Genomic DNA, 12,460 nt, shown 5'->3' on the forward strand with positions numbered 1-12,460 from the left:
TGAAGTCTCAAGGGCGGGAATCCGCACTTAAGTAAGCTGCATCCGCCCTCAAAACGCCCGGGCGAGATTCGCTCGGGCGTTTTTTTGTCTGCAATAAACCGAATGAACAGGAAATCGCCCGTATGTTGGACGCCAATCTTAAAGCTCAGTTGAAGTCATACCTGGAACGGGTCACCCAGCCGATCGAGATCGTCGCCTCCCTCGACGACGGCGCGAAATCCCAGGAAATGCTTGCCCTTTTGCAGGATGTTGTCAGCCTCACTACGCTGATTACCCTGAAAACCGATGGTGATGATGCGCGCAAGCCTTCGTTCTCCATCAACCGCCCGGGTGCCGATATCAGCCTGCGTTTTGCCGGCATCCCCATGGGCCATGAATTCACTTCGCTGGTGTTGGCCCTGCTGCAAGTCGGTGGCCACCCGTCGAAGGCCAGTGTCGAAGTGATTGAACAGATCCGCGCCCTTAAAGGCGAGTTCAGCTTCGAGACGTACTTCTCGCTGTCCTGCCAGAACTGCCCGGACGTGGTCCAGGCGCTGAACCTGATGGCCGTGCTCAACCCGAACATCCGCCACGTCGCCATCGACGGCGCGCTGTTCCAGGCAGAAGTCGATGAACGCCAGATCATGGCAGTGCCCAGCGTTTACCTGAACGGTGTGAACTTCGGCCAGGGCCGCATGGGCCTGGAAGAAATCCTCGCCAAGCTCGACACCAGCGGCATTGAAAAAGCCGCCGAAAAAATCAGCGCCAAAGACGCCTTTGATGTACTCGTCGTCGGCGGTGGCCCAGCCGGTTCGGCAGCGGCGATCTACGCCGCACGTAAAGGTATTCGTACCGGCGTCGCTGCCGAGCGCTTTGGTGGTCAAGTGCTGGACACCATGTCCATCGAGAACTTCATCTCGGTACAGGAAACCGAAGGCCCGAAACTGGCCAGCGCCCTGGAAGCCCACGTACGCCAGTACGACGTGGACATCATGAACCTGCAGCGCGCCAGTAGCCTGATCCCGGCGAAAAACGCCGGTGACCTGCACGAAATTCGTTTCGAAAGCGGTGCGACCCTCAAGTCCAAAACCGTGATCCTCGCCACCGGTGCCCGCTGGCGCGAAATGGGGGTGCCGGGTGAGCAGGAATACAAAGCCAAGGGCGTGTGCTTCTGCCCGCACTGCGACGGTCCGTTGTTCAAGGGCAAGCGTGTGGCGGTGATCGGCGGCGGTAACTCCGGCGTTGAAGCGGCCATCGACCTGGCCGGTATCGTCAGCCACGTCACCTTGCTTGAGTTCGACAGTAAATTGCGCGCCGACGCCGTGTTGCAGCGCAAGCTCTGCAGCCTGCCGAACGTTGACGTGATCACCAGCGCGCTGACCAGTGAAGTCAAAGGTGATGGCCAGAAAGTTACCGGCCTGGCCTACAAGGATCGCGACAGCGGCGAGTTCAAGACCATCGACCTGGAAGGGATCTTTGTGCAGATCGGTTTGCTGCCCAACACCGACTGGCTCAAAGGCACCGTGGAACTGACTCCTCGCGGCGAGATCATTGTCGATGCGCGTGGCGAAACGTCACTGCCCGGTGTGTTCGCTGCCGGTGACGTAACAACGGTGCCGTACAAGCAGATCGTGATTGCGGTGGGCGAGGGCGCCAAGGCTTCCTTGAGTGCGTTCGACCATTTGATCCGCACCTCCGCTCCGGCGTAATACCGAGCTCGGAAATGAAAAACCCCATGAGCGATCATGGGGTTTTTTCGTTACAGCGGTGCGGGCTGGATAATCTCGACCCAGTAGGCATCCGGGTCCTTGATGAACGCCAGGCTCTTCATGCGGCCATCGCTCAGGCGCTTCTGGAAATCGCAGCCCAGGGCTTCGAAACGTTCACAGGCCGCGACAATATCCGGCACCGAGATGCAGATATGGCCAAAGCCACGTGGGTCGGTATTACCGTTGTGGTAGGCGAAGTCGGCGTCGTTTTCGGTGCCGTGGTTGTGGGTCAGTTCCAGGATGCCCGGGATCGACTTCATCCACTGGGTGCGCTCGGCGGCGTCGGCCGGGATCTGGGATTTGTCCACCAGGGCCAGGAAATACAGGCTGAATTCGGCTTCCGGGAAGTCACGCTTTTCAACCAGGGAAAAGCCCAGGACGCGCGTGTAGAAGTCCAGCGACTTAGTGATGTCCTTGACCCGCAGCATGGTGTGGTTGAACACGAAGTTGGCGGTGGCGGTGTCAGGTTGGGCAGTGACGCCCGGGAAAGTGTTCAGTTCGTGCAGGCTCATGGGCCCTCCAGAAAAAATGGGGCAAACGCGGCTCTAAGACGTGAGCGGTTCCTTGGCTTGCGGCTGGCATCCGTGCAGCCGGGCCATGATACGCAAGGCGCGCGCCCGGCGCCAAATGAAAAAGCCCACGCAGGCCTTGCGACCCATGGGCCTGGGGCTCAAACTTTGGCGCTTGAACCTTGGGTGTTTTTTGTCATGATCGAACCTCGTAAACCGCTGTTGAGTGCTGTGTGTTTGCTGTTGGCCAGCCCCTTCGTCATGGCCGCCGACCCTGAAATTCATTGGCCCAGCGGCTGGCAAGTCGAAGAAGTCGTGGCGGATGGAGAGGCGCCGGCCACACCACGGCCCGTGTCCCGGCAGCGCGCGATCAAGAATGATGAAAATGGCGCGACCTTGATGGTCATCGAATTGACCGGCACGCCCATTGAGCCGGGCCATAAGGTTAATCTCCCAGGTGTATTGCTGGAGATGCGCAAGTCCATCCAGAAAGATTTTGCCCAGGGGGGTTATCAAAGTGTGTGCAGCAAGATGCACCCTACAACCTTGAGTCGCCTTGAAGCACTGGAAACTACTTGTGTGATTACCGAAAACGGCCGTCACGTGCTTTCACAAACATTGGTGGGTGCGGTCGATACCGATAACGCCTATGTTTTTTCATACGCCGGGCAGGCGCAAGCGTACGACGCCAGCAAGGACGAAGTCAGTTCGGTGCGCGATAGCCTGAAACTTTAAGTATGTAATGCCCGTGGGTTCTGAACATGATGAAACGTTATTTAAGTTCGGTTTCGAACCATTGAAATGAAAAAGAAATGAAAAAGCCCCGCCTAGGCGGGGCTCTTTGTTAGTGCAGTGCAATCAGCCGCGAAGCCAGGAGTCTACAGTGGCGGCGCCGTACTGTTCTTTCCAGGCCTTGAGGCCGCGATGGTTGCCACCTTTGGTTTCGATCAGTTCACCAGTGTGCGGGTTCTGGTAAACCTTGACCACGCGAGCGCGGCGCTGTTTTGGTGCGGCAACGGCAGCAGCACTGGACTTGCCCGGGTTTGGATCAAGGATGGAAATGATGTCGCGCAGGCCTTTGCCATAGGTCTTCATCAGGGCTTGAAGCTTTTCTTCGAATTCGATTTCTTTCTTCAGGCCGGCGTCGTTCTTCAGGGATTCCAGCTGGGCAAGCTGTTCTTGAAGGGCTTTTTCTGCTGCGCGAAATTCGGCGAGTCTGGACAAAATCTGTACTCCAATAGTGTATTTGGCTGATATCAACTGCAGACAAAGCTATAAGCCAAGCGCTTTAAGGCGACTCAAGAAAGAAGTCGTCCCGCGAGTTCTGCACAGGCAGGAAAAATTGTAGTAGTTAATCCGCTACGAGTAAATCATGTCTTTTGTCTAAATAAGATTATTTCAACACCGGTAGTGCATGGCTATTCAATGGCCGACCAGGGATTTAATAAATTCATTGCAGGGTAATGGCTTCCCGAACAGGTAGCCCTGCAGGAAATCCACGCCCTGGGCCGCCAGGTATTCACACTGTTCAGCGGTTTCCACACCTTCGGCGACGATACCCAAGTCGAGCTTCCCGGACAGTTCTATGATGCTGTCAAGAATATGCCCTGATAGTGCATCTGCGCCGATCATGGCGACAAAACTCTGGTCGATCTTCAAATAGTCCACATTGAAATTACGCAAGTAACCGAGGCTGGAATGCCCGGTGCCGAAGTCATCAATGGCAATCATCACGCCCAGTTGATGCAACGCATCGAACAAGCGACGGGTGATGTCGGTGGGTTCGATCAGCTCGCGTTCGGTCAACTCCAGCACCAGTGTCACCTGGCCTACAGGAAACGCGGCGAGGAACTCACGACAGTCATCCACCAGTGCCAAGTCCTGGCAGTGGCGCGCGGTGATGTTCACGCCGATATGGAATCCAGGGCGGAACCGCGCCGCGTGGGGCGCCAGTTGTGCGGCGGTCTGACGCAATAGGGCGCGAGTCATGGGGACGATCAGGCCCGAATGTTCGGCCAGGGGGATAAACAGGTCGGGGCGTACCAGGCCTTCTTTAGGGTGTTGCCAGCGCATCAATACTTCGCAACCGGCCCACTCACGGGTATCACCGCGTACAACCGGTTGGAAATACGGAATGAATTCATCGGCACCCAACGCCCGTTGCAGTTCATGGGTCGGCGCCGAAGAGCGCTTTTGCAGCCAATGGGCCAACACGCCCGCCAGCCCGCCAAAGAACACCACCAGGCTGAACAGTGCCGGGTATCGGGCCTGCATATACCGCCAAACTTCGCCGGCCGGCATGCCCGCGTCGACACTGTAGTGAAACCGCTCGGACGCCAGGCGATGATGGGCCACGGCGAATACGGGCACCTGCGTGTCGTGCACCTTTCCATCCGCCCCCAGCCAATTCGGGCCAACCTGCAGCACCAGGTCGGCGTAACGGCTGATCAGGCGCAGCGCGTTGGTCAGGTGGTAACCATCAATCGAAGCAAATGCGGCCTTGTCCCCGTCGACCAGCCGGTAGACCAGCAGTGCCGTGTCCGGCGTCACCGGGTTGCCATTCATCAGCCATAAGCGGCCATCCACATAGTCATCCGGGTTGACCGGCGACGCATAGGTGCCGCCGAACAGCGAACTGCAGTAGATATTTTTTTGCCAGGACAAAGTGGTCGCCCGCACGAACGGCCGGCGCGTGACCTGTTCGCGCAGCGCCAACTGCGCACCCTCATCACAGGGTCGTCCCGCCAATGGCAGCAAGGCCTGGGCGGCGAGGGCGGTGTTGTCGAGCATCAGGTCGAATTGGCGCACGGCTTCCTGCGCCGTCTGGGCGGTGCTTTGTTGCAGGGTGCGTTCGGCTTGCCAATGCAGAATGACCACCCCGAGTGCAATCGGCAGCAGCGCACTGAGCGCGGTAATCACGTTGCGAGTGGCGCGTTTTCGCGGGCCGTTGACGGTGAGGGGCATGAAGTGAACGGCCTGTTGCAGGATCAGATTCAATTGATGATAGAGGTCCAGGCCAAAATAAGCTCGCGGTACCTAGCGTTTAGCCAGTAGCTGCCACTACCACGCCAAAGCTTGGGCAATGCGAATGAAGGCGAGGGCTGCAGGGGAGGCGTGCCGCCGGTCCAGCACGGCCAGGCCCACCCGGCGCGGCACACGCGGTGACAGCGCGCGCTGTACATAGCGTTGATCGCGCCAAATCGGCAACGATGACTGTGCCACCACGCTCACGGCATCCCCGCGACCCACGGTTTCCAGGGTGCTTAGCAACTGCGAGCAGCGAAAACGCACGTTAGGGGTCAGCCGCGCCTCGTTGAACAGCCGCAGCACCAATTCAGACGAGCCGGCCTCAGTCAGCGCAAAGGGGTCGTTGCACAATTCCTTTAGGCTGACCTGCTCGAGGGCCGCCAGCTTATGGTCGGCCGGCAGCAGCGCTACCATCTGGTCCTCGAACAGCGCGAAGGTGTCGAAACGTTCCTGTTCCAGTACCACAAAGCCGATATCAATCCGGCGTTCGTCGAGCCATTGCATGACTTGCCTGTCCGGCCCTTCGTCCACATGCACTTCGATGCCGGGATACTCCAGGCGAAACCGGTTGAGGATCTTCGGCAGCAGGTAGGTCGAGGACGTCGGTCCGAAGGAGCCGATGCGCAACGTCCCGCGTTTCATGCCCCGAGCGTCCGCGGCCTCTTGTTGCAGTGTATTGGCCAACCCCAGCATCGCGCGGGCGCGTCCCAGCAACTGCGCGCCGATATCACTGAGTTCCACCTGGGCCTGGTGCCGCCTGAACAAGGCCACGCCCAGTTCCTCCTCCAGCCCCTTGATCGCATGGGACACCGCCGATTGGCTGATGCCCAGGCGGTGGGCGGCGCTGGTAAAACCTTGCAGCTCGGCCACCAGGGAGAATATTTCAAGTTGAGTCAGGGTCATGAGTGAAAGCTCATTTTACGATGACTCTGTATTACCAGAACAATGGGCTAACCCTCAAGCCATTAGAGCCACCGCCCGTGTATTCAACCTCGGATCGCATCACTTACTTCAAGTTGGCCGCTGTCACCATGATCTGGGGCGGTACCTTCGTCGCCGGTCGCTACCTGAGTGAGGCAGTTGACCCTCTGCTGGCCGCTAGCCTGCGCTTTTGCCTGGCCAGCCTGGCATTGTTGGTGTTCATGGGGGGCGCACGTATTCCCTTGGCACGCCCAAACCCGCGGCAGGCCGCACAACTGCTGGTGCTGGGTTTTTTCGGCATCTTTTTCTACAACCTGTGTTTCTTCTACGGGTTGCAGTACACCAACGCGTCACGCGCCTCATTGATCGTGGCCCTGAACCCGGCGGTGATTGGCTTGGCGTCCTGGTGGTTATTCAAGGAGCGCCTGAACGGCATCAAGGTCATGGGCATTGCCTTATGCCTGGCGGGCGCCGCCGTGGTCATCATCAGCCGCAACCCGCAGTTGCTGGGCGAAGGGGCCGGCAACTGGCGGGGCGATCTGCTGATCTTTGGTTGCGTGGTGGGGTGGGGCATCTACTCGTTGTTTTCCCGCGAACTGAACCAGAGCCTCGGGCCGCTGCAGACGGTCACCTGGTCAATCCTGTTGGGCACCCTGATGCTCACCGTGACCTCGCTGATCACGGGCCGTTTTAGCGTCGAGGCCATTGGCCAACTGCATTTTTCGCAGGTCATGAGCCTGTTGTACCTGGGTGTGCTGGGGTCGGCGCTGGCCTATATCGGCTACTACGATGGCATCCGACGTATCGGCGCGACCCGCTCCGGGGTATTCATCGCGCTTAACCCACTCACGGCCGTGATCTTTGGCGCCTTGCTGCTGGGCGAACAGTTGACCGCGCCAATGCTGATCGGCGGTGCGTTGATCCTGCTGGGCATCTACCTGTGCAACAAACCCCTTGCGCAGGCCAAGGCAATGGGGATTTGATAAGAGTACGGACAAACACTGTTACGCTGTGTAGAATCGATTTACGCATACAAGAATATGGACTTGCGCTCACGCAAGCCTAAGCCGTCAGAGACCGATGACACCATGAAGCTACTCGGCTCCCCCCTCATCTTTGGTGACTTCCTCGCCCGCAGCGTGCGAGGCCTCTCCTGTGCGCCGCCTGTGCACCTCATCCTTGCTGGCAATTGAATCCGTCACTACAAGAATGATGAGGCGCCAAATCATGGCAGATCTATACGAAAACCCAATGGGCCTGATGGGCTTTGAATTTATCGAATTCGCGTCGCCGACGCCGGGCACCCTGGAGCCGATCTTCGAGATCATGGGCTTCTCCAAGGTCGCGACCCACCGCTCCAAGAATGTGCACCTGTACCGCCAGGGCGAGATCAACCTGATCCTTAACAACGAGCCCAACAGCATCGCCTCCTACTTTGCGGCCGAGCACGGCCCGTCGGTGTGCGGCATGGCCTTCCGCGTCAAGGATTCGCAAAAAGCCTACAACCGTGCCCTCGAGCTTGGCGCCCAACCGATCCACATCGAAACCGGCCCGATGGAACTGAACCTGCCGGCGATCAAGGGCATCGGTGGTGCGCCGCTGTACTTGATCGACCGTTTCGGCGAAGGCAGCTCGATCTACGACATCGACTTCGTCTACCTCGAAGGCGTGGAGCGCAACCCGCAAGGCGCAGGCCTGAAGGTCATCGACCACCTGACCCACAACGTCTATCGCGGGCGCATGGCCTACTGGGCCAACTTCTACGAGAAGCTGTTCAACTTCCGTGAAGCGCGCTATTTCGATATCAAGGGCGAGTACACCGGCCTGACCTCCAAGGCCATGAGTGCGCCGGACGGCATGATCCGCATCCCGCTGAACGAAGAGTCGTCCAAGGGCGCCGGGCAGATCGAAGAGTTCCTGATGCAGTTCAACGGTGAAGGTATCCAGCACGTGGCCTTCCTCTCTGACGACCTGGTCAAGACCTGGGACGCGTTGAAGAAGATCGGCATGCGCTTCATGACAGCCCCGCCGGACACCTACTACGAAATGCTTGAAGGCCGCTTACCGAACCACGGCGAGCCGGTGGATCAACTGCAAGCGCGCGGCATCCTGCTGGATGGCTCGTCCGTTGCGGGCGACAAGCGCCTGCTGCTGCAGATCTTCTCGGAAACCCTGATGGGCCCGGTGTTCTTCGAGTTCATCCAGCGCAAAGGCGACGATGGCTTTGGCGAAGGCAACTTCAAGGCGCTGTTCGAGTCCATCGAGCGCGACCAGGTGCGTCGTGGTGTATTGGCCACCGACTAAGCAAGCGTAAAAAAGCCCGGCCGAGAGATGTCTCGGCCGGGCTTTTTATTGCCTGTGCATCAGGCTCTACGCTGACGCACCAAATGCTTGAACCCTTCAAACACCAGCACCATCACCGCCAGCCAGATCGGGATGTAGGTCAACCACTCGCCGCCCTTGATCCCTTCACCCAAGATCAGTGCGACGCCCAGCAACAGCACCGGCTCCACATAGCTGAGCAGCCCGAACAGGCTGAATGCCAGCAAACGGCTGGCAATGATATAGCTCACCAGCGCCGACGCACTGATCAGGCCCAGCATAGGAATCAACGCATACAGCTTCGGGTGCGTATCCATCACCGCAAAGCCTTGCTCGCCGCTCTGCACAAACCACCAGGCCACTGGCAGCATGAGCGCCATATCCAGCCAGAGACCGCCCAAGTGGTCGGTCTTGAGGTATTTGCGCACGATGAAATAGAGCGGGTAACCGATGATCACCACCAGTGTTGCCCAGGAGAAACCGCCGGCCTGGTACAGCTCGTTGAGCACGCCGAGGCCTGCAAAAAACACCGCGACCCGCTGTAAATACGACAGCTGCTCGCCCCATACCAGGCGCCCAGTCAGCACCATGGTCAGCGGTAACAGGAAGTACCCCACCGACACATCCAGGCTGCGCCCATTCAGCGGCGCCCACATAAACAGCCACAGCTGCACGCCGAGCAACGCTGAAGACAGCAGCACACCCGCGATCAGACGGGGCTTGCCGGCTAACATCCGTACCAGCTCCCACACCCGCCGCCATTCGCCGCTGACGATCATGAAGACCGTCATGCACGGCACGGTGAGCAGCATGCGCCAGCCGAAAATTTCCAGGCCGCTCAAGGGGGTGAGCAATGATGTGAAGTAATACATCACAGCGAACAACGCCGAGGCCGAGACCGATAACACAACACCTTTAGACACACTGTCCTCGCGAAAAACCATGGGTACAAAAAAGAGGGGGATTGCAGGAGGGGATTATGGTGCTTTTAGCGTGAGAGGGTTGCGCTGTTTTGGGGCGTTTTTCAGGAAAATTTCTCGCCGTGGATTCGTTGGGATCCGCCCTGTGGCCTGTGAGCCACAGGGGGCTTGCAGATTAACCGCGCGCCACGCGGCCCGAGACGAAGTGCTCCACATCATTGAACCCGGGCGTGGAGGAATGCCCCGGCGTCACCAGCGAGTCGATGAACGCTTCATCCTGCGCCGTGATCTTCACGTCCAACGCGCCAAGGTAGGCGTCCCACTGCTCCTCGGTGCGCGGCCCGACAATCGCCGAACTGACCGCCGAACTGTTCAACACCCAAGCAATGGCAAACTCCACAATCCCCACGCCACGGCCTTGGGTGTATTGCTGGATCTGCTGGGCGATGCGCAGCGATTCCACGCGCCATTCGGTTTCCAGGATGCGTTTGTCCTGGCGCGCCGCACGGCTGCCGGCTTCGGGCGCTACATCCGGGGCGTATTTACCGCTGAGCACGCCACGCGCCAATGGGCTGTAAGGCACTACACCCAAGCCGTAGGCGACTGCGGCGGTGATCTGCTCGACCTCAGCCTGACGGTTGACGATGTTGTACAGCGGCTGGCTGATCACCGGTTTGTCCACGCCCAGGCGCTCGGCCACGCGGATCACTTCGGCAATGCGCCAGCCGCGATAGTTGGACAGGCCCCAGTAGCGGATCTTGCCCTGGCGGATCAGGTCGCCGATTGCCGACACCGTCACCTCCAGCGGGGTCGTGTGGTCTTCACGGTGCAGGTAGTAAATGTCGAGGTAGTCTGTGTCGAGGCGGCTCAGGCTGGCTTCCAACGCATTGAAGATACGCTTGCGGCTCAGGCCGCTACGGTTGGGCAACCCGTCGGTGGGGCCGATGGCAACCTTGGACGCCACCACCCAATCCTCGCGGTGACGGGCGATCGCTTCGCCGACGATTTCCTCGGAGCGGCCGCCGGTGTAGACGTCCGCCGTGTCGATAAAATTGATGCCCTGGTCCCAGGCCTTGTCGATGATGCGCAGCGAGTCCTCGGTGCTGGTCTGTTTGCCAAACATCATGGTGCCCAGGGTCAAGGCACTGACCTTCAACCCGGACTGGCCCAATGTGCGGTAGATCATGGATAGCTCCTCTTGGCCGAAACGTACGCCATGCAATACCAGACTCCAAGGCTCTGGGACAAGCCCCGCACGCGTTTCTTCACGCGCTCAGCAACGCCTGACAGCGCCCCTGTAAAAAGCGATGCAACACTTTCACCCGTTCCGATACTTGCAGGCGGTGGGGGCACATCAGGTTGAACGGCGTCGGTTCGCCCTGCCAATCAGGTAGCAAGGGCACCAGCCGACCGGCCTGGATGTCACGGGCAATATCCAGGTTGGCTTTGTAGGCGATGCCGTGGCCGGCCAGCGCCCAGCGCCGCACGATTTCGCCGTCATCGCTCAAGTAATCGCCCGTCACCTCAACCTCCTGCAGCGCCGTGCCCTGGCGAAAATACCACGTGCTGTTGGCCCGGCCCTGACGCATGTAGCGCAGTGCGTTGTGTTGCGCCAGATCGGCAGGTGTTCGGGGCGTGCCATGGCGCGCCAGGTAGTCCGGGCTGGCGCAGGGGATGCGGTGGTGCCCAGGCACCACCGGCAGTGCTACCAGGCTGGAGTCCCTGGGCACACCAAAGCGCAGGGCAATGTCGACGGTGTCGCGGAACAGGTCGGCATTGCTGTCGTTGAGCAGCAATTGCAGACGGATGTTGGGGTGTTCGAGCTTGAACTCGTCCAGCCAGCCCAGCAGCACATTGCGCCCGAAATCCGAAGGCGCCGCCAGTTGCAGTAAACCACTGAGACTCTGGCCCTGCTGCTTGATCGCCTGTTCGCCTTCCGAGAGCGCCTCCAGCGCTACCCGCACGCTTTCGAGGTAGCGCCGACCTTCCTCGGTGAGGCGCATGCTGCGCGTGGAGCGCGCCAACAGGCGGATGCCCAGGCGCATTTCCAGGCGTTTGAGGGCGATGCTGGCGGCGGCCGGGGTCAAGCCAAGCCCGCGCGCGGCGGCGGACAAGCTGCCGGTGTCGGCGGTGCGCACGAAGACTTCAAGGTCGAGGGTTGAGCTCATTTGTAAAAATCCTTTAAAGATCTTGTCGTTTTACCGGGATTTTTCGCTGATTGCCAAGCTGGGAAGATGAACGCTCATTTTTTCAAGCAGGAATTTTCCCCATGACTTCTTCCCTCAACGGCAAAACCGTCATCGTGATCGGCGGCAGCAGCGGCATCGGCGCCGCCGTGGCCCAGGCTGCCGCTGCGCGGGGTGCACACGTGGTATTGGCCGGTCGGCGCTTGGTCTCCGGCAACGAAAACGGCCTGCGCAGCGAACCGGTGGACGTCACCGATGCAGCCTCCCTGCAACGCCTTTTCGAGACCGTGGGACGTTTTGACCACCTGGTCTACACCTCGGGGCCGACGGTACGCGCCAAGACCTTGCTTGAGACCGACCTGGCCGAGGCCCAGGAAAATTTCAACGTAAAACTCTGGGTTCGCTGCGAGCGATTCAGCGGGCACTGCCTTTTCTTGACGAACACGGCAGCATCAGCCTGACCTCGGGGCAACTGGGACGTAAATTGGCACCGGGCCAGTTCATCAAGACCGGCATTAACGCCGCGACTGAAGCACTGGGCAAGCAACTGGCCAAGGAGCTGGCACCGCGCCGGGTCAACGTGATCAGTCCAGGCGTGATTGACACACCGGCGTATGCGGGGTTGGCTGAAGAACAGCGCCTGGCGATGTTTGCCAAGGCCGGCGGTGCGTTGCCGGTCGGGCGCGTGGGGCAGGCGGAGGAGGTCGCGGCGGGGTATGTGCTGGCCATGGAGAATGGCTTCATGACCGGCGCCGTGATCGACATCGACGGCGGCGGCCTGCTGTAAACACCGAACATACACTGCGGGGGGGCGGTCACACCACTCC

11 protein-coding genes and 1 pseudogene are annotated in these 12,460 nt (G+C 59.6%); 5 read left to right on the plus strand and 7 right to left on the minus strand.

What is annotated here, in order from left to right:
* Nucleotides 1–122 precede the first annotated feature (122 nt).
* The gene (gene ahpF / locus AC3ZU9_RS00610) at nucleotides 123–1,688 is read left to right on the plus strand and encodes an alkyl hydroperoxide reductase subunit F (protein WP_490090136.1); all 1,566 of its coding nucleotides are present in this window, start codon (nucleotides 123–125) and stop codon (nucleotides 1,686–1,688) included.
* A 50-nt stretch (nucleotides 1,689–1,738) separates the two neighbouring features.
* Here ahpF and gloA read toward each other — a convergent pair whose 3' ends face one another.
* Entirely contained in the window at nucleotides 1,739–2,260 is a 522-nt protein-coding gene (gene gloA, locus AC3ZU9_RS00615) for a lactoylglutathione lyase (protein WP_012724171.1), read from the minus strand.
* Nucleotides 2,261–2,455: 195 nt separating this feature from the next.
* Between gloA and AC3ZU9_RS00620 the strand changes: the two genes are divergently transcribed.
* Complete coding sequence (locus AC3ZU9_RS00620; RefSeq protein ID WP_460953594.1) at nucleotides 2,456–2,992, plus strand: DUF4946 domain-containing protein; 537 nt, start codon at nucleotides 2,456–2,458, stop codon at nucleotides 2,990–2,992.
* A gap of 123 nt (nucleotides 2,993–3,115) precedes the next feature.
* Here AC3ZU9_RS00620 and AC3ZU9_RS00625 read toward each other — a convergent pair whose 3' ends face one another.
* The 3 genes from AC3ZU9_RS00625 to AC3ZU9_RS00635 all read right to left on the minus strand — a co-directional run bounded on the left by AC3ZU9_RS00625 (nucleotide 3,116) and on the right by AC3ZU9_RS00635 (nucleotide 6,187).
* The gene (locus AC3ZU9_RS00625) at nucleotides 3,116–3,481 is read right to left on the minus strand and encodes a histone-like nucleoid-structuring protein, MvaT/MvaU family (protein WP_012724173.1); all 366 of its coding nucleotides are present in this window, start codon (nucleotides 3,479–3,481) and stop codon (nucleotides 3,116–3,118) included.
* Between the two features lie 198 nt (nucleotides 3,482–3,679).
* A complete protein-coding gene (locus tag AC3ZU9_RS00630) occupies nucleotides 3,680–5,221 on the minus strand; it encodes an EAL domain-containing protein (protein ID WP_490090219.1) in 1,542 nt (513 codons plus the stop codon).
* Nucleotides 5,222–5,317: 96 nt separating this feature from the next.
* Entirely contained in the window at nucleotides 5,318–6,187 is an 870-nt protein-coding gene (locus AC3ZU9_RS00635) for a LysR family transcriptional regulator (protein ID WP_490090137.1), read from the minus strand.
* A 77-nt stretch (nucleotides 6,188–6,264) separates the two neighbouring features.
* Here AC3ZU9_RS00635 and AC3ZU9_RS00640 point away from each other — a divergent pair, with 77 nt between their 5' ends.
* Both AC3ZU9_RS00640 and hppD read left to right on the plus strand, forming a co-directional pair.
* Entirely contained in the window at nucleotides 6,265–7,188 is a 924-nt protein-coding gene (locus AC3ZU9_RS00640) for a DMT family transporter (RefSeq protein ID WP_122811495.1), read from the plus strand.
* Between the two features lie 244 nt (nucleotides 7,189–7,432).
* Nucleotides 7,433–8,509 carry a 4-hydroxyphenylpyruvate dioxygenase gene (gene hppD / locus AC3ZU9_RS00645; RefSeq protein ID WP_012724177.1) on the plus strand — a complete coding sequence of 359 codons (1,077 nt, stop codon included), beginning with the start codon at nucleotides 7,433–7,435 and terminating at the stop codon, nucleotides 8,507–8,509.
* A 59-nt stretch (nucleotides 8,510–8,568) separates the two neighbouring features.
* Here hppD and rarD read toward each other — a convergent pair whose 3' ends face one another.
* The 3 genes from rarD to AC3ZU9_RS00660 all read right to left on the minus strand — a co-directional run bounded on the left by rarD (nucleotide 8,569) and on the right by AC3ZU9_RS00660 (nucleotide 11,615).
* A complete protein-coding gene (gene rarD / locus AC3ZU9_RS00650; RefSeq protein WP_093544667.1) occupies nucleotides 8,569–9,450 on the minus strand; it encodes an EamA family transporter RarD in 882 nt (293 codons plus the stop codon).
* Between the two features lie 172 nt (nucleotides 9,451–9,622).
* Nucleotides 9,623–10,633 carry an aldo/keto reductase gene (locus AC3ZU9_RS00655; protein ID WP_012724179.1) on the minus strand — a complete coding sequence of 337 codons (1,011 nt, stop codon included), beginning with the start codon at nucleotides 10,631–10,633 and terminating at the stop codon, nucleotides 9,623–9,625.
* Between the two features lie 79 nt (nucleotides 10,634–10,712).
* A complete protein-coding gene (locus tag AC3ZU9_RS00660; protein WP_490090138.1) occupies nucleotides 10,713–11,615 on the minus strand; it encodes a LysR family transcriptional regulator in 903 nt (300 codons plus the stop codon).
* Between the two features lie 101 nt (nucleotides 11,616–11,716).
* Here AC3ZU9_RS00660 and AC3ZU9_RS00665 point away from each other — a divergent pair.
* Nucleotides 11,717–12,420 (plus strand): annotated as a pseudogene (locus tag AC3ZU9_RS00665) (SDR family oxidoreductase).
* The last annotated feature ends 40 nt before the right edge of the window (nucleotides 12,421–12,460 follow it).

It is taken from the genome of Pseudomonas sp. A39, assembly GCF_058145955.1.